The following is a 21,561-nucleotide window of genomic DNA, read 5'->3' on the forward strand; positions in this document are numbered from 1 at the left end:
CTGCTCCTTTCCCTATTTAGCCTGCATTTTTTAATGCAAAATCTCGACCAAATAGCAGTTTATTTCTAAATGAAGAAACAGGTGTTTGGTCTGCAATTAATTCTGCATACCACATGCCATCTTCAGTATCACCAAACAGTACTGCACCGATTACCCGATCGCATTGAATGATAATACGCTTATAAATCTGGCGTTTTTCATCGTTCAGGATAATGTCTTCATAATCATCTTTCGGCTCAAAATTACCAGCCGAGAATACATCGACACCACTGACTTTTAACTGAGTCGGTACGGTCGGCGCTTTAAAAGTTAAGCTGCCGTGCTCTGCTAAATGGGTCGCGCAAATAAAAGCTTGCCCCCATAGTGGTTCAACCAAACCGAAAGTTTGACCACGGTGTTCGATACACTCACCCACCGCGTAAATACTTGGGTCAAATGTTTGCATGGTGTCATTCACCAATACACCACGGTTACAACGTAATCCTGCACTTTGCGCCAAAGCAATATTTGGACGAATGCCCACGGCGAACACCACAAGGTCTGCATCTAAGACCGTGCCATCTTTCAAACGGATTTGCTTCACATGCCCATTTTCATCACCAATTAACGCCTCTGTATTGGCTTCGGTAATGATTTGAATGCCTTTTTGTTCAATGCTATGACGTAATAACTGGCTCGCACGACCATCAAGTTGACGTTCCATAATACGGTCCATCAAATGCAATACTGTGACATTCATACCGCGTTGTTTTAAACCATACGCCGCTTCTAAACCGAGTAAACCGCCACCAATCACCACTGCATTGGTTTTTGAATCGCAGTATTCAATCATGGTGTTAACGTCATAGATGTCGCGGAAAGTTAACACACCCTTTAAGTCAACACCTTGAACTGGTGGAATAAATGGTGCCGAGCCTGTTGCCAGAATCAAACGATCATAATCAACTGTCTGGCCTTTTTCGGTGTAAACCACTTTACGTGGACGATCAATTTTTACGGCTTTATCACCGGCAATAAATTTTATACCTTTATCGTCGTACCACTTCGGTGGATGCAACATAATGTCTTCAATGGTTTTTTCACCCGATAAAACCGGAGACAACATAATACGGTTATAGTTACCCCATGGCTCTTCACCAATCACCGTAACTTCATAACGGTCTGGTGCCATATCCAGTAAATCTTCCAGGCAACGCATCCCTGCCAAACCATTCCCGATCAGCACCAGTTTAAGTTTGTCTTGTGATACACCTGTATTGGTAATATAAGTTTTTTGCGGCACCGCATTGACCCAAACACGGCCATCAACAATTTTGCTCGGATAAACTGCCAATTTTTGGTCTTTATCTTCTAAACAACGGCCCGTAGCTAAACTGAAATGTTGTTTATAGATTGGCGATGCAATGACACGCTCACCTTGTAAATCACCAATAATGCCGCGGCTCATCACATTCGCTTGGCTAAACGGATCTTTATTACTCAGCACGTAAACACGTTTTTCATGCCCTACACGGAAGATTGCAACCGCTTGACCGCCCACTAGCGCTCCTGCACCAGTGTTTGGGGTTAAATCATCGAGTGCACAAACGTCAATCCATTGATCATCAGGAAGCATATTTTTGTCTTGTACAATATTCATATAAGTTCTCCTTTACGCTTCAACCATTGGAATGCGGTCTTCTGAACGTTCAGCTTCGGTTAATGGACGGATTTGACCACGTTCAGTTGTAAATTGAATGTGTGGATCGGCCTGTTCATTTGCTCCTGCGTTGATATACGTTTGGAAGCGTTTGCGAACTTCAGGATTTTCCACCGCAGTACGCCATTCGTCTTGATATGTGCCAATAATGTGTTCCATACGGCGCTCAAGCTCGGCAGCCAAACCAAGTGAATCATCCACCACTACAGATTTAAGATAATCTAGACCACCTTCCATGTTGTCGCGCCATACACTGGTACGTTGTAAGCGGTCTGCGGTTTGAATGTAGAACATATAGAAACGGTCGATATAACGGATGAGCGTTGCTTTATCAAGGTCAGATGCAAGTAATTCAGCATGACGTGGTTTCATACCACCGTTACCACAGACATAAAGGTTCCAACCTTTTTCGGTAGCGATAATACCCACGTCTTTACCTTGCGCTTCCGCACACTCACGAGTACAGCCAGACACTGCCATTTTTAATTTATGCGGTGAACGTAAACCTTTGTAGCGGTTTTCAAGCTCAATCGCTAAACCAACTGAGTTGTCTACCCCGTAACGGCACCATGTGCTACCTACACAAGATTTCACGGTACGCAATGATTTACCGTAAGCATGACCAGACTCGAAGCCCGCAGCATTCAGCTCTTCCCAAATGAATGGAAGTTCATGAACTTGAGCACCAAACATGTCAACGCGTTGACCGCCAGTAATTTTGGTGTACAGGTTATATTTCTTTGCAATTTGACCAATCGCGATTAAACCATCTGGAGTCACCTCACCACCTGCCATACGCGGTACAACCGAGTAAGAACCGTCTTTTTGGATGTTCCCCAAATAGTAGTCATTACTGTCTTGTAAGCCTGCATGACTTGGCTCAAGTACGAAATCGTTCCAGCAAGATGCCAAAATATTTGCGGCAGCAGGTTTACAGATATCACAACCTAAACCATGACCATGTTGATGAATCAAATCATCGAATGTCTTAATTTCATTGACACGGACCAAGTGATACAACTCTTGACGCGAGTACGGGAAGTGTTCGCAAATGTGGTTATTTACAGTCACACCTTGACGTTGCAACTCTGACTTCAATACTTGTGTCACTAATGGTGCACAGCCACCACATGCTGTTGCTGCTTTGGTGCATTTCTTTAATGCACCTAAAGAGGTCGAACCATCGCTAATTGCTTGGCAGATGTCCGCTTTTGATACGTTATTACATGAACAAATGGTCGCGCTGTCTGGCAGCAAATCGACTCCGCTACCACCAGACTTACCTGCTGATTGTTCAAAGCCCGGCATGATCAAGCTTTCAGGTACTTCAGGTAAAGCCAGACCGTTTAACATCATTTGTAAAAGGTCATTGTACTCTTTCGCATCGCCCACCAAAACCGCGCCCAGCAATTTGGTTTTATCTGCATTTACAACAATCTTTTTATAAACCAGTGCATGCTCATCTGCATAAAAGTAGCTTAATGCACCCGGAGTCATGGCATGCGCATCACCTACAGAAGCAACATCAACACCCATCAACTTCAATTTAGTGCTCATGTCTGCACCAGCGAAGCAGTGACATTCTTCATTTAAAATGTGTTTTGCTGCAATACGTGCCATGTCATAGCCCGGTGCAACCAAGCCATAAATTTTGTTTTGCCAAAGCGCACATTCACCAATGGCATAAATGTTTTGATCTGACGTTTGGCAATAATCATTAATGACGATACCACCACGTTCACCAATCGCCAAACCACTGTTACGTGCAAGTTCATCACGTGGACGAATCCCAGCAGAGAATAAAATGACATCTGCTTCAAGCTCGCTACCATCTGCAAATTTCATTACATGTGTAGTGCTGTTGCCACATTCGATAGATTGCGTCGCTTTTTGTGTATGAACTTTTACACCAAGGTCTTCAATTTTACGGCGTAAAACTTTACCGCCCAAGTCATCAATTTGAACTGCCATTAAACGTGGCGCAAACTCAACAACGTGCGTTTCTAGATCTAAATCACGTAAAGCTTTTGCAGCCTCAAGTCCAAGTAAACCACCACCAATCACTACACCTGTTTTTGCATTAAGACTCGCTGCACGAATCGCGTCTAAGTCTTCAATCGTACGGTAAACGAAGCAGTTTTCACGGTCATTACCCGGAATTGGTGGAACGAATGCATACGAACCAGTTGCCAACACCAATTTGTCATAGCTAATGACATCACCATGATTGGTTGTGACTGTTTGTGCAGCTGTATCAATTGCAGTTGCTTTGGTATTTAGACGTAAGTCAATACCATGAGCATCAGCAAAGTCAAAACGCGCCAAAGATAAATCTTTTGCTGATTTCCCAGAGAAATATTCTGTCAAATGTACACGGTCATACGCGATACGAGGTTCTTCCGCGAGAATCGTGATTTCCAATTCATCATCTGCTTTTTCTAAAATGGCTTCGATGAATTTGTGGCCCACCATACCATGACCAATCATTACCAATTTCATAGTGTTTCTCCTCAAATCACGTTGCTTTTAAGCTGCGTTATTGCGTTCTCAAATAGACGTTGTTTTTTTGCCTTGTGTTCTACCGAGAAGCGAATCAATCTCACAAAGCATGTAGCTGCTTGGAATCCATTTTTCCCACTCATTAATGACACCCAATGCACAGCAAAGTCATAAAAAGAAATAAAAAAAGCGAGCCCCCTCATAGAGAAGGCTCGCATCGCTGGAACTGAAAAATTAGATAATTCAGATGTAACTTTTTTATGCAATAAAAATAAAGACATGGCCTTCACTCCGACTGAACGTAAATTCTTTGTGTGCACAGTTGCACTCACAAATTCGATCAGAACGGACATCGTTGGCCGTCTTTAAAACTTATGGTCGTCTTCGACCTGTAATTAAGTAAGCATTTTGCATGCCAATCCTTATATAAATTTAATTTAAAAAATTTTATTTTTAATTTCATATAGATATAATTTCGCCAGCTATCTTATAAAAATAATGTCTTATTCTATTTGCTCCATCGCGGTACACTTAAATGGTTAAGATAAAAATATGTCTTGCCACAAAATGAATCGTATTTGTGCACCAAGACTGACCACATTAATTCTTTAGCTCGCTGAAATGCCACTTAAACTGGATTTTTTGTTTAGTTTTGGATGGCACTAATCTTGCTTAAAACCTGATAACAAAAAACGCGTCGAATTGGCGCATTTTCTTAGCCTGATTTTCTGAACTTATGCCAAAACTCAAAATAGCCCTTATTGATGATGATCATGCGCGAGCAGACTATATAAGAAAAAGTCTGCTTGAAAATGATTTTGAAGTGGTCGCTTGCCTTACTTTGGACCATTTAAATATTTTTCGTCTCGAGCATTTACAAGCCGATGTGATCTTGCTCGATATGGATCATCCTCATCGTGACATTATTGAAAGTTGTGTGAGTAGCTATGACCTACCGACTGTCCTGTTCACTAAAAATTCAGATAAAGACACCATCAAACAAGCCATCGATGCGGGAGTAACGGCTTATATCGTAGATGGCATAGACCCTGCCCGTTTACATACCATTTTAGAAATCTCGATTGAGCAATATAAAAAGCACAAAAAACTCGAAGGTGATTTAAAAGAGGCTCAAACCAAACTGGCTGACCGTAAAGATGTTGAAAAGGCCAAAGTGTTACTCATGCAACTCCACGGGCTGCCTGAAGATACAGCTTTCCAACTTCTTAGAAAAAATGCCATGAGTCACCGTATAACGATTGGAGAAATGGCACGGCGGTTACTTGATGCCCAAAAATTACTCAACAATCAACTAAAGGATGAATAAATGAGCACATTAGAAAAGACTCAATTACAACTCGGCTATATTCCTTTGCTTGATTGTCTTGCATTGCTTTGGGCAAAACAAAGAGGCTTCTTTGAGGAAGTCGGTTTAGATGTCACTTTAGTTAAAGAAGCATCATGGGCAAGTCTTCGAGACCGTCTTGCTTTTGGTCTATTAGATGCAGCGCATTGCTTATCTGCAATGTTACCTGCGGCGGCTGTCGGCACAGATCAAATTGGCACGCCACTGCAAACATCACTGGTTTTAAGTGAAAACCGTGCTTTCATTAGCTTAAGTCAAAAACTTACTCATCAACTTGCAATTCAAAAAAATGATACGGCCCAAGTAACAGCGCAAAAAGTGGCAAGCTATCTTGAACAAGGTCACTCCATTTCTTTAGCGCATGTATTTAAGCATTCTATTCACCATTATTGTTTAAGAGAGTGGCTCGCTTTAGCAAACCCTGAACTTGCTCAATCTATCCAGCTTAAAACATTACCACCACCTTATATGGTAGAAGCATTAGACAAACATGTGATTGATGGTTTTTGCGTCGGAGAACCATGGAATACTCAAGGCGAACTTCTGGGATTAAGTAAAATGATTTGCTCAAGTCAAAACATTATTCCACCTGTGGCTGATAAGGTTCTAGCCGTAACTCAAGAATGGGCTGAACAGCATCCACAAACACTGGTCGCACTCACCACGGCAATTATGAAAGCCCAGCAAGAATTGAGTAAGTTAGACGATTTTGCTCCAATTTTAAAATTATTAGTCGAGTTTGGAATTGTGCGCTTCCATTGTTCAGAAGAAGTACATGTCGACAAATACTATATGATTCAGGATATTGTTCGTCATTTAGTAAAAGAAAGTGCACTTCCAAAAGTAGAAGACTTTTATTGGCTGCTCGAGCAAATGCAAAAATGGGATGAACTTCAACTCGACCAAGCACAAATCACAAGCTTGGGTGCTCAATGCATTAATCTTGAGGCTTATGAACAAGCTAAACAACGCTATCGTTCATAAATTTTCTACTCATCAAATCGCCATAAAAAAAGCTGTCTTTTATGACAAAGACAGCTTGAAAGACCCATAAGACAAAATGCGAAACACGCATTACTATATTTTCTAGGCTTAACTGATCCGTTGAAAATATAGCGCTTATGGAAATGATCATATCTATCTAAACGTATCATTTTCAGACATTTTCATATCAATAACTGCCACTTGATCAATTTCAGTTCATTATTCAAAGCATCTTAAGTCAGTCTTTAAATACCTCTCTCTTTTTTAAGCCTTAAATTTACCCATACTCACTACAGAATAGTGATGCATCAATTACGCGGGTGAGGTCATAAATTTCATTTTATTTCTTCAAAATAATTTCTCGCATCTGTCTTAATTAAATTAATTTTTTTAGCTCTAAAGTAATTTATTGCCTATGTCATTATATTTAAAAAGATTTATTTATTAATTCTTTTGTAAAACTTAAATATTACGATTCAAATAATTAGATAAAAAAAATTAGTGAAAAATCCTCTAAGTCCCTCCTGTTTTCAGTTACAAACCGCAACAATCATGGCACAAATGGTAATAATAATTAAATTAATAATCATTATCATTCACACCACATAAAAACCTGAGAAGATCTACCATGATCCATGAAAATATTCTCGACTGCATAGGTAAAACGCCACTACTACAATTATCAAGGCTATTCACGCATCAATCGATCTCAGTGATTGCGAAAATGGAATTGTTAAACCCAGGAGGAAGTATTAAAGACCGTCCGGCATTATTCATGCTACAGGAAGGCCTGAAATCTGGAGTGATTAATAAAGATAGTCACATTGTTGAAAGCTCATCAGGGAACTTAGCGATTGCGCTTGCAATGGCTTGCAAAATATATGGATTAAAATTTACTGCCGTTATTGACCCAAAAATTGCCTCAGCAAACTTACAAATGTTGAAGCTCTACAAGGCCAATATCGAAATGGTCTCTGAAAAAGACCAAAACGGCGGTTATTTAAAAACCAGAATTGACACTGTAAAACGACTCTGCCAACAGCTTCCAAATGCTGTTTGGATTAATCAGTATGCAAACCCAAATAACTGGAAAAGCCATTATTTTGGAGAAGCAGAAGAAATCCTAAATCAAATTGATCGCAAGATTGATTACCTCGTGATTGGGGCAAGTACCTCTGGCACGATTATGGGCGTATCTCGTCGCCTTAAAGAAAGATTTCCAGAATTAAAAGTGATCGCAGTCGATATCGTCGGCTCTGTGTTGTTCGGTGGTACATCTGGTCCACGCGAAATTCCTGGAATTGGTGCAAGTACAGTCCCACCACTGCTCTCCCCCGATGAAATTGATGATGTCATTTATGTAGATGACTATGAATCGGCACTCGGTTGCCGAGAACTTCTTGAACACGAAGGAATCTTTGCAGGCGGTTCGAGCGGCTCGTCAATTTCAGCCATAAAAAAACTGATTCCAACCATTCCTGATGGATCGTGCGTCTTAACACTGTTGCCCGATCGCGGCGATCGTTATCTCGATCTTGTTTATGAAGATGAATGGTTCGAAATGATCAAGAAGCGTCACTTCAATCGAAACGTACGACGCCAAGAAAACCTTACTTTACAAAATGCTGTTTAACCTTCTCCTTAGGAAATATTCATGAGCAATTTGGCTACCCTTCGCTACTTAAGTCAATCAGATTTATTAAATCTTGGCGCAAATCATAGTAATTCATTTATTGAAGCAATTACTGAAGGTTTAACCCTGCATGCAAATAAACAGTTTGTTCAACCTTTAAAACCTTATCTTCGCTGGCAAGGTGCTGACCATATTGCCGACCGTATTATCGCAATGCCTTGTTATTTGGGCGGCAACGACCCGATTGCCGGAATCAAATGGATTGGCTCAAGACAACATAACCCTAAAAAATTCAATATTCCGCGTGCCAGTGCATTAATTGTTTTAAATGACTCAGAAACAAATTATCCAGTTGCAGTGATGGAAGGCAGTCTCATCAGTGCCATGCGAACTGCGGCAATTACTGGTGTCTCGATTAAGTATCTAGCAAAAAAAGACTTTTCAGACATTACCGTGATTGGCTGCGGTCCAATTGCTCAAATGCAGATTAAAACTGTACTTGAGCAATACGCTCAAGTGAAAAAAATCCATTTATTTGATGTGAACCCTGAAGCAGCTGAAAAACTCAAAGCGTTGTTCTTATCAGAATATCCGAATTTAGAAATTGAAATTCATGACAGTGCCAAGTCTGCGATTCAGCAAGCTGACGTCCTCATTACCTGCACAGTCTCAGATAAACCTTACATTCCATTTGAGTGGCTTAAAAAAGGCTGCTTTGTTTCAAATATTTCAATTATGGATATCGAGCCTGAAGTCTTCTTAAAAGTCGACAAAGTGATTGTAGATGACTGGGACCAATCAAACCGAGAAAAGAAAGTCATCAATGTACTGGTTGAAGATGGCTTATTCAGCCGTGAAAAACTACATGCTGAACTTGGCGACATCATTATTGGTCATAAAAACGGCCGCGAACACGAAGATGAAATCATTTTGCTCAACCCAATGGGCATGGCGATTGATGACATTGTCTGCGCTAAATGGTTCTTCAATGCTGCACAAGAACAAAACGTTGGCACGGTTCTACCGCTTTTATAAGAATAGGAATAACTAAAATGTTAGATCGGATTTACACAGCACAACTACAAAAAACCATAGATGCACTCTACATGGAGAATTATGGAGATTTTAGAGATCATATTTCCTATAAAAAGCCTTATCTGGCAATTACTCTCAATGATGAGTTAGAACTCTATTTCGGCTGTTTAAAAGTAGATGGTGTAAATCCTTTCTATGTTACCCAACCTGAAGTTTTGCTTCATAACGTCTTAAACAATACAACGTCTGAAATTTCTATTTCTGAAGTTTTTAACTATTTAACCCAAGCAACTTGGTGGCCATCGCCACACCATCAAAAAGCGATTAATTATTGGCTCGACAACTTAGTAACGGCTGAAAAAATTCCTCAAATTTTACAGTCAGCCCTTTCATTTTCTTCGCCTTTAATCAAAAGCGAGTTGCTATCGCTGGTAGCTGACCGTCCATTTCATCCATTCGCTCACTCAAAAGGTGAACTTACACCACTCACAACTCAAAAAGAAATTGAGGTGTACTGGTGGGCATTTAAGAAAGATGACGTGATTAATAATATGAAGTCGATTCCTCACAAAGAGCTTCTGTTATCAGAAGTTGAGGAAAGTCTTATTGCTGACAAAATGGCTCAGCTTTCAGATGATTACTTAGCCCTGCCTTTGTTAGAGACGCAACATCGCTATTTAAAGTTTGAAGACAATAAGTACAGCGGTATTGACCTAAACCATGTCACCACAATTGGTTTACCAACTTCTTCTTTAAGAACGCTTATTCACAACGCAAACCCTACTCTGCACTTAAAACTCTCGACCAATGCCAAAACATTAGGTGCAATCCGCTCTATGCCAGGCCGTTATTTAATGAATGGGTATACGGCTTATGATTTTTTAAATGACGTCATTAATGAAACTGCTTTATTAAAAAATCGCCTCTTTTTGAGTAATGAAACACATTGGTGGGTGCTCGGTAAACAAGAGCCTATTGTAAAGAATTTAGGTGTAATCGGCTGCCAAGTCAGACATTTACCCGACTTTTGCCAAGATAAAAACGTCACGCCAATCACTATGTCAGCTTTAAGCTGTACGTATGTCGACCCTTGGGAAACTTTAGGCGTTGAAGGTGACAAATGGTCATTACTAAAAGACTTAAGTGTTCATTTTATTCAAACATTCTTAACGCTTTGGGCAAAAGGAATCATGCCTGAATGCCACGGGCAAAACACTATGGTGTGTTATGAAAATAATAAGTTTAAATGCTTTGTTTTGCGTGACCACGATACCTTAAGAATATGTACCACAGCCATTGAAGAAAGTGGTTTTACACCTCCGGTTTATACCATCGATACCAGCACACCAAACAATCTTATCTTTACTAAAAATGAAGACTTATTTAATTACTTCATTACCCTAGGGATTCAAATTAACCTCTACCCGATTGCTTTAGCTACTTTGAAATATACGGATCGTACAGAAACCGATTTCTGGGAGATGGTTCAAGACATTATTCATGATTTTGTAGAAACGCAACCCATTTCAGAACAAACAAAATCGCAAATTCAAACTTATCTTTTTGACAATAAGACTTGGCCATTCAAACAGCTACTTACGCCTTTACTTGCGCAAGAAAGCGACTCAACAGGCATGCCAAGTAAAATCGGAAGTACGCCAAACCCTTATCACAGCTTATCTGTTTCTAGCTATGAGACCATGGATATCTAAATCATGCGCTCATCTCGCCTAGATCATTTCATTATTTTGTTCTGTCAGTTTTTTTCTACTTTTGGGCTTATGGTGCTTATTCCGATCATGCCGCTCTATATGGAAAAACTGACGGCGCATATGAGTGCTCCCACTATTTGGGCAGGTTTGGCACTCGCGGCTCCGGCTATTGGCAGTTTATTTACCGCACCGATTGTGGGTCACCTATCCGACACATTCGGCCATAAAAAAGCCTTGTTACTTTCTCTGGCAGGTTTCTGTATTTCAATACTGCTCATGGCGAGCGCCCAGCATTTATACCTGTTTATTTTCGCGCGAATTTTACTCGGTTTTTGCGGTCTTTCTGTGATCTTAAATGCCTATGTTTCATATCTTTCTAATGAACAACAACGTGGTACCGCTTTTGGGCAACTACAAAGTAGTGTTGCGCTCGCTTGCCTATGTGGTCCCGTGCTCGGCGGGATATTTATGGATCAATGGCGGGTTGAAGTATTACTCAACGCGACAGCATTTGTTGTGATGACCTTAATTTTGATTGCGTCATTTGTATTAACCAATCCCGTTAAAACCGAGGCGCCAAAAACCAAAGAGAAATCTAAGCTTCCAGCTTTCTTTGATAGAACAATTTTTTCATGGTTAAGCGCTGGAATTTTGGTTCAAGCCGGTGGCTTTGGTTTGGTGTCTTGCTTTGTTTTATACATTAGTGAAATAAGCCAAAGCACTCATTCATCGTTATCTGCTGCGAGTTTAACGGGAACCATTCATGCGCTTTCATGGGGAGCAGCCTTTATTGCTGCAACCTATTGGGGAAAACGAAATGATGATAAAGGAGATTCTTTTAATAACTTCATTTACGCATCTTTAATTTGCGGTATCACGATTTTCGCATTGATCTGGGTTTCTAATCTCTGGCTGATTCTTGTATTACGACTCATACAAGGCTTCTGCTTTGCAGCCCTTATTCCTTCGATCTTGCACACAATTTCTCTAAAAGCCGGCGCTCAAAGCCAAGGAAAAGTGATTGGTATTTCTAACAGTGCCTTTGTCTTAGGACAACTTATTGGCCCAATCACGATCACGCTCACCTACTCATTTTTCAATATTACTGCTGCATTAGTCTGCACCTCACTATTTTTTATCGGTGCGGGATTAGTGGTGATTTTGGACAGATTCTTAATGGATACAATTTTAGAAGAGGCACAAGAATGAACTCAATTATTACAACCGATGCATGGTCTTATAAACTTTTCGAACAGTACCTGAATACTTTCTTTCGTGAACTCAAAGTAAATCTTGAAAAGCATATTATCCCAGCTCAAGATTCTCCTTTATTCACACTGTATGCAGAGCGCCCAGACACCCTGTATTTTGCTTATACTTTTAATGCATCTAACACGATTGTTTATGGTGCAGTTCAGCATCTATCCACCACTGGTTATCATAGATATCAACGTGGTTTTACCCTGCAAAATTTAAGCGAAAATACTTTTGACTCACTCACCGACCCTAAAAAATTAGTGAAGCTGATTACAGATGAATTGAATAGCTTATTTAAAGATAAAAACCAAAATAAGAATCTATATTCTGATATTGCCAATAGTATCGAGAATACAAAATTCTTTTTAGAAAATAAGCCTTCCCAAACAGTAACTAAAGCGTTAAGTGGTTTTCAGGCAACCGAACAAGGCATGTTATATGGGCACCCTTTTCATGTGACTTCTAAAGCCAATTTAGGTTTCTCTAAAGAAGACATGAAGAAGTATAGCCCTGAGTTAGGCGCAAGTTTCCAACTTCATTACTTTGCAATTCATTCTTCTTTAATCCAAAAGCTTGTAAGTGAAGAACAGTCTTCTCATCGTGTTGAAGATGAAGTTTTAGAAACAGCAAAAGAACGTTTACAAGAAAACTTAGCAAATTACGAGCTAATGCCAACCCACCCTTGGCAAGCCAACTTCTTACTTCAACATCCATCTTTAAAGAAACATTTAGATAGCCAAGACGTGATCTATCTGGGAGCTTTAGGTCAAACCGTATGGCCGACCTCATCCGTTCGTACAGTGTGGTTGCCTCAATCGAATCTATTCTTAAAGCTATCAATTGATGTACGCATTACCAGTTTCATTCGCAACAACCCAATGGACGAAATGGAACGCGCGATTGATGCGAGCAAAATTATTATTAATCACAAGATTAATGAGCAATATCCAGACCTTATGATTCTGCCGGAGTTAGAGGCAAAAACAGTCAAAATTCCAGAGCTTGAAAGTTCATTTGGCATCCTTTATAGAGCTGGGCTCACGCCAGAGGTATTAGAAAATACCAGAATGCTAGGTGGCTTGGTTGAAGAAAATGAAAATTATGAGATCCCGCTTTTAAGCATTATTCAGCAAGCGGCACCCAACCAAAATCTACAATCGAAAGACGCGAAAGACTTCATTACTTTCTGGTGGAAACAGTACGTTAAAGTTTCACTCATTCCATTAATTGAGTTGTTTGCAAACAAAGGCATTAGTGTAGAAGCGCACATGCAAAATAGTTTAATGGAATTTAAAAACGGCTATCCACATCGCCTTATTCTTCGAGACATGGAAGGCATTAGCATTGTTCCAGAAATGATAGAAGATGACTCATCTATTTCTGAAGATAGTACCGTTTGGTTCTCTCAGAAAGATGCGTGGACCTTTTTAAAATATTACCTTGTGATCAATCACATTGCTCATCTCATCAGTGCAATTGCACGAGTTACCGTGATTGAAGAATCTGAACTTTGGCAAGCCACACGCCTTACGCTCACGCAAGGAAATTTTAGCGCCAAAGGTGAGCAATACCGCGATTTATTAATTAATTCACTCACATTACCAATCAAGGCAAATATGTTAAATACGCTCTACCACAGTGGTGGCAATCCTATCTGGATTGAAGTTGAAAACCCTATTTATAAATATCGCGGCGCAGAAGCACTTTGCCCTCTTCAACCAACACAACAAACCAATTATAAAACCCTCGCGGAAAATCGCGTGATGGGCCAATTATTAGAAGCACTCATTTTTGAAAATACTTTTAAATACGAGTTTTCTAAAGGTCAAATCAAGTTCTATATTTCCGATACCGTTTTTTATACCTGCGCGGCCAAACGACACTTTAGTTTTAAACGAATTAAGTTAGATCCTTCAAGCTTAGTCCGTTCTGATATTACTTTAGACACTGAAACTCGCCCTAACTTAAAAACATTACTTGCCGATCTAAAAAATATTATTGAAGCTGACCCAGTTAAATGGCAAAACTTTAATGATGAACTCAATTTAACTTACGTTAAACATGCGCAAACTTTAAGCCAAGCCCCTGCTCAACCTTTAAGAACCTTGTCTTATTTAGAACAAGAAGCACGGATTACCAATGCACATTTATATCACCCAAGTTTTAAGTCTCGTATCGGCTTCGATTTAAAAGAAAACCAGAAATATGCACCCGAGCTTTCTGAAGGTTTTACGGTTCAATGGGTCGCGACTCATAATAGTTTATGTAAACTGGTTTTAAGTGAAACCATTAACTTAGAGCAGCTTTATAAACAGCATTTTTCAGAAAAAGATCTACAAGCCATTAACGATCAATTGAAAGAGCAAAATGTAGATTTTAAAGATTATATCCTCACTCCAATTCACCCGTGGCAGTGGGATAAAATTATTGAATTATATTATCAAGATGCAATCAGCAACCAACTGATCATCCCGTTAGATATTGAAGGTCCGACTTATTTACCACAGCAATCGATTCGAACCCTATCAAATATTAGTGATATCTCGGCGCTTTCTCTTAAATTGGCAATGAACTTGGTCAATACTTCTACCTCTCGTGTATTGGCGCCACATACCGTTCAAAATGCGGCAAAAATGAGTGATTGGCTTTATAACATTGTTGAACAAGACCATATTTTAGAAAAACAGCGTAAGCCTGTTATTTTAAGAGAGATCGGCGGTCTTTCAGTTAACCAGCAAATTGCGCTACCTGTTCAATACGGTGCACTCGCCTGCATTTGGCGCGAAAGTATTTACAGCTACTTAAAAGAAGGCGAATCAGCAACGCCTGTAACGGGTCTAATGCAAGTTGATACGGACCAAATACCACTAATCGATGAGTGGATTCAAGAGTATGGTATTGAATTCTGGTTAGAAAAATTACTTACCAACGCTTATTTACCTATCATGCATATTTTATGGTGCCACGGTCTGGCTTTAGAGTCACATGCACAAAACATGGTACTGATTCATAAAAATGGCCTACCAATTAAGGCAGCCTTGAAAGATTTCCACGATGGTATCCGTTTTAGTCGTCATCTTTTACGTGAGCCCGAGCTTTTACCTAACTTACAAGATGCACCAAAAGAACATGCCAAGATTAACCCAAACTCGTTCTTGGAAACCCATTCTCCAAATGAGTTAAGAGACTTTACCCAAGATGCGCTTTGGTTTGTGAATCTGGCTGAGTTAGCGATTTTCTTAAATGAACATTATGACTTCGATGAAATCAAATTCTGGACCATGTTAAGAACCATTATTAATCAGCATAAAGAAGCTCACCCAGAGTTTACCGAACGATATGAGTTGTTTAACTTTACAGATGACACTATTGATATTGAACAGCTCGCAAGCCGCCGTTTCCTTCCGGAAATTCGCTTAAGAGTACAAACCACGCCGAACCCGCTCAGTCTCATTAAGGAAATTGAATATGAATAAGCTTTCGATTTCTTTTAAGAAACGAATAGCACACGGCGAGACACTCTACGGAATATTTTGTTCCGTAGCCTCTCCCATTAATGTCGAGCAACTGGCACTTGCGGGCTACAACTTTATTATTATCGACTTGGAACATACTTTATTTAGTACGTCTCAAGTCGAGACCATGATTTTAGCTGCTAGAGCCATGAGTCTTGATGTCTTTGTGAGGGTGTCGTTAAACACCAACCATTTAGTTCTACCTCTGCTCGATGCAGGGGTAACGGGTATTGTTTTTCCGCGTATAGAAAATGCTCAGCAAGCACAAGAAGCCGTGAACTATTGTCACTATATGCCTCTTGGGCAAAGAGGTCTCAACTCGACAAGGTTAAATCGATATGGCATGGATGATTTAGCTAGTTTTGTTCAATACGCAGCAAACGAAACTGTTGTCGTTGCCATGATTGAAAGCTTGGAAGGACTAGAACAACTAGATGAAATATTAAAAGTTGAAGGTATTGATATTATTCTAGAAGGTGCTGCCGACCTTTCTCAATCTATGGGAATGCCATGGCAATCTAGCCATCCAAAAGTGAAAGAAAAAGTTCAAGAGATGTATGCAAAGACTAAAAATAGTCAAAAGCATTTCTGTGCTATTCCCCGACAACCTGAAGATATTGCGGCATGGAAACAACAATCCGTTCAGCTGTTTGTACTGGGCGATGACCGAAGCATTATTCGCCGTGCCCATCAAAATCATTTGAATTCTTATAAAGAAATCTCATAAATTTTCAGTTGTGTAGAGCGATGGATGCACCTTTCTCTACACAACAATTAATAAAAATAAATTTTATTATTTTTTTGTCCAACAACGATATTGTGAATTACAATCATTCTCACTTATAATTCGACAAATTTAAAATCACTCTCAGGGCGAGACAATGGGAAATAAGATAAAAAGTCACAAACTTTTTACGAGGAAGTCTGAAGTAAAAAATATCATTCCACTCCTTTCACTTGGTGGGGCCATCTTTCTCTCAAACTCGGCCTTTGCAGCCTCAACCTCTGAGACAACAGATGTTGAAAAAAAGCCTGAGGCACTTCCTACAATTATAATTACCGCTTCACGTGCAGATGAACTTTCTACTTCTGCCAAGCAAGTGACCAAGCTAGATGAAAAACAAATTGAACTTTTAAGAAATGGTTCATCTGGCAGTATTGCAACCGTTTTAGCAAAAGCCGTACCGGGCCTATCAGACTCAAGCCGCACCATTACCGATTATGGTCAAACTTTACGTGGTCGTAATGCTCTCATCTTGGTGGATGGCGTTCCAATGAACCTGACACGAGACACATCAAGAGGACTTTCAGCAATTGACCCTGAAAGCATTGCCAACATTGAAGTGATTCGAGGCAGCAACGCAATTTATGGTGGCGGTGCTTCTGGCGGTATTATTTCAATTACCACAAAAGCTGCGGGTGGCGAACCTACAGCAAAAACAGTCGTTGGGCTTCAAACACCTTTAACAAATTTCCGTTCTAATGCTTTAAGTGGCGATATTCATCAATATTTCACAGGCAGCTTTAACGCTTTTGACTATGCACTCGACTTTGGTTACCAACGTATTGGTAGCCCGTACGATGCAAGTGGTGACCGTGTTGCACCTGAACCTAGTCAGGGCGATTTATATGATGCCGATGCTTACAGCGTAGGTGGTAAACTTGGTTATCATATTGATGACAATCAATACTTACAATTTGCTGCAAACTACTATAATGCCGAGCAAGACTCAGATTATGCATCTGACACAAGTGTTAAGAATACCCCTGCCGGAACTGTACCAGCCAAAGCCATTAAAGGCTTAAAGCTTAAAGACCAGACTAAAAACGAAAACCAAATCTACAATTTAACCTATAACCATAAAGACTTTTTTGGCAATAAAGTTGATGCTCAAATTTATTACCGTGACTTCTTTACCCGTTTTTCACCATTTGACGCACGTGTTGCTCCAGGTAAAGTCAGCCCACGTGGTGGACAAGTGGATCAGGTTTATCAAGAAAATAACGTACTCGGTAGCCGCTTAACTGTGACCACACCGCTTGAGTTTTTAGGTGATACATCCCTAGTTTGGGGTGGTGACTTTAGCCGCGAAAAAAGCGAAATGCCTTTAGATATTTTCGATCCTGATATTTATGATCAATCTGGTGGCTTAGAGTTTGTAAAAATTGGCAAACTTATTTATTTACCTGAACTTACCACGCAAAGTTTGGGTGGCTTTGTACAGTTAAAACACCGCTTTAATGACCAATGGTCAGCAGAAGCTGGTACGCGTTATGAAGACAGCTATGCCCAAATTGATAGCTTTGTTCCATTATCACAATTAGGTAAGCCTAACCCTTACACCGTTGAGGGCGGAAAAGTAAAAGCTGATGCATGGTTATACAATGCTAATGTGACTTTCTCTCCAAATGATCAACACTCGATTTATGCATCATTCAACCAAGGTTTCCAGTTGCCTGATGTCGGTGTAGTCATTCGCAATGCCAGCACAGGTTTTAACCTTGGTTCGTCATTCTTAGAACCTGTAAAAGTTGATAACTATGAGTTAGGCTGGAAAGGAAACTTCAATAACTTCTCTTCAAGTTTAGCTGTATTCCACTCTACTTCTGACCTTGGCGCTGTGCAACCAGTAAGTAATAGTTTGGATATGACTAGAACGAAAGAGAAAGTCACTGGTGTTGAAGCAACTTTTGACTATCTTGACGATTCCAATGTTTGGGGAACTGGTGGTAGCGTTACTTGGATGAAAGGCCGTGAAAAACCGCAAAACGGTACAGAACAAGACATGACAGGCTTCCGTATTCCACCATTAAAACTCACAGCTTACGTTTCTTATAGTCCAACTGAAACTTGGACGAATCGTCTACAAGCTACTTACTTCGGTTCAGAAGACTACCGCTTAAACGGTGTAAATAGTTTTGGTCGCTATGATGTAAAATCTTATACAACAGCAGATTTAATCAGTAGCTTTGCGCTTAACAAAAAAGACACTGTGACGATTGGTTTAGAGAACATGTTTAACCGCAAGTACTACCCTCTCTATAGCCAATTATTAAGATCTGGTAATAACACTAGCCATTTAGTAGCAAATGGTGCAACGCTGAAAGTTTCTTATAGCCATAAATGGTAATCAAAAACTGACATTGAATGTGTCACAAAAAGGAGATCCATGCGATCTCCTTTTTTATTAAAAATATTAATTCCTTATCTATTTTTTCCATTATTAACCTGAGGTAAACCCACAGAACCACCCTAGCATTCTGCTAAAAATTTTGTTAACTTGATTTTGTTACATATTCAAGATGCAACTTTTTCATCCAACACCCCTCATCGCTGTGTTTATGAAAACAATATCAATATGTAGTTTTACCAATATTTTTCATGGGGCAAATCATAATGGAAATCTCACACCGCGAAATTTACGCCCTCGTAGACATTAATAATTGTTATGTGAGTTGTGAGCGACTATTTAATCCCAAACTTATTGGCCTACCAGTCGTAGTACTTTCTAATAACGACGGATGTGTTGTATCACGTAGTGAAGAAGCAAAAAATATGGGTATCAAAATGGGTATTCCATGGTATCAAATCGAACAAGAAGCTCTTCAAGCAGGTGTACACGTCTATTCAAGCAACTACACTTTGTATGCTGAAATGTCACGTCGCTTTTTTTCAGTTCTTGGTGAGTTTTTCTCGCCCGATGATTTAGAAGCTTATTCTATAGATGAATGTTTTATTCGCCTTACCCCTTACCTTCAATCTCTAGATATTCATTCTTATTGTGTCAAAGTCGTAGAAACCTTAGAAGAATGGCTAAGCTTACCCTGTTGTATTGGCATCGGATATTCAAAAACTCAAGCAAAATTAGCCAATCACTACGCTAAAAAAATTAGAAGCTTTAATAGAATTTGTAATTTCACTACTTTAGATCCTCTGCTTCTTGAAGACCTCATGCAACACACTCCAGTCAAAGAAGTCTGGGGAATTGGCTATCAATTAGTCAAACAATTAGGTAGCTATGAGATTTATTCATGCTTAGACTTAACTTTTGCCAATGAGCATCATCTAGCAAAAGCTTTTTCTGTGGTTATGGCACGTACCATTCGTGAGCTAAAAGGCCAATCCTGTATTCAACTCGACGATCCTGCAATTGTCACCAAACGAATTTTAGCATCACGTAGTTTCGCTCAAGCTTTATCCAGTATTGAAATTATTAAGCAAGCACTTATTTTTCATCTTAACCGAGCTCATCGCCGTTTAATGAAACAAGAACAGCTCTGTGCCTGCGTTCAAGTCATGCTTTATGAAAAAATAGATAAACCACCTTATAAAAAAGCATCTTCTCAAGCGATAGGCTTAAATTATGCAACAGATGATTTATGCATATTAACAAAAGCAGCCATGCAGCAAATAGATGTTTTATATAAAGAAAATAAAAAATATATAAAGATTGGAGTTTTATTTTGTGGTTTGCATCCTCGTCAACATCATATTGATGATTTATGGCAACCTCTTGAGTTGATTCAGCAAAGACAACAATTAATGCAAACCCTCAGCACAGTTCGTAACCGATTTGGCAGTCACTATTTACAAGTCGGTTATCATTCCCGTAATCCATCTTGGCACATGAAACAATGCCACCGTTCAAAAAATTATCTAACTCGATGGAATGAGTTATTGGTGATTGGAGAGAACTCTATAGCCGTTACACAAAATACATGAACTGTTTTTGTCAATTCAGTTTAAAATAAGCTCCATTAAATTACTTGAAATTTTGTCATTTTTTAACATTGCTAAATCATCGCAAAATTTACAATATATAAGCCGAATTTGGTATACCCTTTCTGCGACGATGAAAACAAATTATAAAAAAATTGTAGAAACATATGCCATAATAAGCAAACTTTGCAGACATCTTGCAAAGAATATTTGCAACTTTAGAGCTGGAGCAATCTGAATGAGTTCGACCATTTTGGTGATTCATGGACCGAATTTGAATTTGCTGGGAAAACGCGAACCAGAAGTATATGGTCATCTTACCTTAGATGATATTAACCAACAACTTATTAGCCAAGCTCAACAAGCTTCAATCACATTAGATACTTTTCAAAGCAACTGGGAAGGTGCCATTGTTGATCGTATTCATCAGGCACAAACTGAAGGCGTAAAACTTATTATTATTAACCCTGCTGCCCTCACCCACACTTCAGTTGCTCTACGTGATGCTCTACTTGGCGTTGCGATTCCATTCATTGAAGTTCATTTGTCTAATGTCCATGCAAGAGAGGCATTCAGACATCATTCTTATTTATCTGATAAAGCAATTGGCGTGATTTGTGGTCTAGGTGCAAAAGGCTATCGTTTTGCGCTCGATTACGCTATTGAAAAAATTCAACCATCTAACCCAAACTAGTTTAGGAATAGTCGCCCATGGATATCCGCAAAATTAAGAAACTCATCGATTTAATGATTGAGTCTGACTTGCAAGCGATCGAAGTTAAAGAAGGTGATCAATCAATCGCTTTAACTCGTCGCAATCCTGTCGTTGCTGCGGCTGGTGTAGCACTTCCGGCTGCTCCTGTTGCAGAAGCACCAGTTGCAAAAACACCGCGTGGAGCAGTTGAAACTTCTCCAATGGTTGGCGTGTTCTACGCTGCTCCAAGCCCAGGCGAAGCACCATTTGTTAAAGTAGGTCAAACAGTATCTGCTGGTGAAACTTTGGGTATTATTGAAGCAATGAAAATCATGAACCCAATTGAAGCAACTCAAAGCGGCGTGATTGAAGAAATTTTAGTGAAAAATGGTGAAGTTATCCAATTCGGTCAACCTTTATTCCGTTATCGCGCGTAATTACCCCGGG

At 39.6% G+C, this 21,561-nt stretch carries 15 protein-coding genes and 1 pseudogene; 12 read left to right on the forward strand and 4 right to left on the reverse strand.

Annotation, left to right across the window (positions count from 1 at the left end; translation table 11 throughout):
* Positions 1–16 precede the first annotated feature (16 nt).
* From nirD to HMPREF0013_RS13020, 3 genes are read right to left on the reverse strand one after another with little or no spacing between them, the layout of a single operon-like run.
* On the reverse strand, positions 17–1,639 hold the full coding sequence (gene nirD, locus HMPREF0013_RS13010; RefSeq protein ID WP_002115654.1) for a nitrite reductase small subunit NirD: 1,623 nt from the start codon (positions 1,637–1,639) through the stop codon (positions 17–19).
* Positions 1,640–1,651: 12 nt separating this feature from the next.
* Entirely contained in the window at positions 1,652–4,198 is a 2,547-nt protein-coding gene (gene nirB, locus HMPREF0013_RS13015) for a nitrite reductase large subunit NirB (protein ID WP_002115616.1), read from the reverse strand.
* An 11-nt stretch (positions 4,199–4,209) separates the two neighbouring features.
* Entirely contained in the window at positions 4,210–4,479 is a 270-nt protein-coding gene (locus tag HMPREF0013_RS13020) for a hypothetical protein (RefSeq protein WP_002115692.1), read from the reverse strand.
* 455 nt (positions 4,480–4,934) lie between these two features.
* Between HMPREF0013_RS13020 and HMPREF0013_RS13025 the strand changes: the two genes are divergently transcribed.
* Positions 4,935–5,525 (forward strand): ANTAR domain-containing response regulator, encoded by a 591-nt coding sequence (locus tag HMPREF0013_RS13025; protein ID WP_002115726.1) that lies wholly within the window; start codon positions 4,935–4,937, stop codon positions 5,523–5,525.
* A complete protein-coding gene (locus HMPREF0013_RS13030; protein ID WP_002115599.1) occupies positions 5,526–6,548 on the forward strand; it encodes an ABC transporter substrate-binding protein in 1,023 nt (340 codons plus the stop codon).
* Between the two features lie 5 nt (positions 6,549–6,553).
* Here HMPREF0013_RS13030 and HMPREF0013_RS25300 read toward each other — a convergent pair.
* Positions 6,554–6,639 (reverse strand): annotated as a pseudogene (locus HMPREF0013_RS25300) (hypothetical protein).
* Between the two features lie 537 nt (positions 6,640–7,176).
* Here HMPREF0013_RS25300 and sbnA point away from each other — a divergent pair.
* The 10 genes from sbnA to accB all read left to right on the forward strand — a co-directional run bounded on the left by sbnA (position 7,177) and on the right by accB (position 21,551).
* Positions 7,177–8,181 (forward strand): 2,3-diaminopropionate biosynthesis protein SbnA, encoded by a 1,005-nt coding sequence (gene sbnA / locus HMPREF0013_RS13035; protein WP_005803491.1) that lies wholly within the window; start codon positions 7,177–7,179, stop codon positions 8,179–8,181.
* A gap of 21 nt (positions 8,182–8,202) precedes the next feature.
* Positions 8,203–9,216 carry a 2,3-diaminopropionate biosynthesis protein SbnB gene (gene sbnB, locus HMPREF0013_RS13040; protein ID WP_002115662.1) on the forward strand — a complete coding sequence of 338 codons (1,014 nt, stop codon included), beginning with the start codon at positions 8,203–8,205 and terminating at the stop codon, positions 9,214–9,216.
* A gap of 71 nt (positions 9,217–9,287) precedes the next feature.
* The gene (locus HMPREF0013_RS13045; protein WP_078210267.1) at positions 9,288–10,928 is read left to right on the forward strand and encodes an IucA/IucC family protein; all 1,641 of its coding nucleotides are present in this window, start codon (positions 9,288–9,290) and stop codon (positions 10,926–10,928) included.
* A 3-nt stretch (positions 10,929–10,931) separates the two neighbouring features.
* A complete protein-coding gene (locus HMPREF0013_RS13050) occupies positions 10,932–12,137 on the forward strand; it encodes an MFS transporter (RefSeq protein WP_002115668.1) in 1,206 nt (401 codons plus the stop codon).
* A complete protein-coding gene (locus tag HMPREF0013_RS13055) occupies positions 12,134–15,661 on the forward strand; it encodes an IucA/IucC family protein (RefSeq protein ID WP_002115686.1) in 3,528 nt (1,175 codons plus the stop codon). Before HMPREF0013_RS13050 ends, HMPREF0013_RS13055 begins: the two co-directional genes overlap by 4 nt.
* A complete protein-coding gene (locus HMPREF0013_RS13060) occupies positions 15,654–16,427 on the forward strand; it encodes an HpcH/HpaI aldolase family protein (protein WP_002115630.1) in 774 nt (257 codons plus the stop codon). Before HMPREF0013_RS13055 ends, HMPREF0013_RS13060 begins: the two co-directional genes overlap by 8 nt.
* 154 nt (positions 16,428–16,581) lie before the next feature.
* Entirely contained in the window at positions 16,582–18,831 is a 2,250-nt protein-coding gene (locus tag HMPREF0013_RS13065; protein WP_002115621.1) for a TonB-dependent receptor, read from the forward strand.
* Positions 18,832–19,097: 266 nt separating this feature from the next.
* A complete protein-coding gene (locus HMPREF0013_RS13070) occupies positions 19,098–20,423 on the forward strand; it encodes a Y-family DNA polymerase (RefSeq protein ID WP_002115586.1) in 1,326 nt (441 codons plus the stop codon).
* Between the two features lie 235 nt (positions 20,424–20,658).
* Positions 20,659–21,114 carry a type II 3-dehydroquinate dehydratase gene (gene aroQ, locus HMPREF0013_RS13075; protein WP_002115614.1) on the forward strand — a complete coding sequence of 152 codons (456 nt, stop codon included), beginning with the start codon at positions 20,659–20,661 and terminating at the stop codon, positions 21,112–21,114.
* Between the two features lie 17 nt (positions 21,115–21,131).
* A complete protein-coding gene (gene accB, locus HMPREF0013_RS13080; RefSeq protein WP_000354611.1) occupies positions 21,132–21,551 on the forward strand; it encodes an acetyl-CoA carboxylase biotin carboxyl carrier protein in 420 nt (139 codons plus the stop codon).
* Positions 21,552–21,561: the final 10 nt, after the last annotated feature.

Origin of the sequence: Acinetobacter sp. SH024 (assembly GCF_000163635.1) — a bacterium.
GTDB classification, from domain to species: Bacteria; Pseudomonadota; Gammaproteobacteria; order Pseudomonadales; family Moraxellaceae; genus Acinetobacter; species Acinetobacter pittii.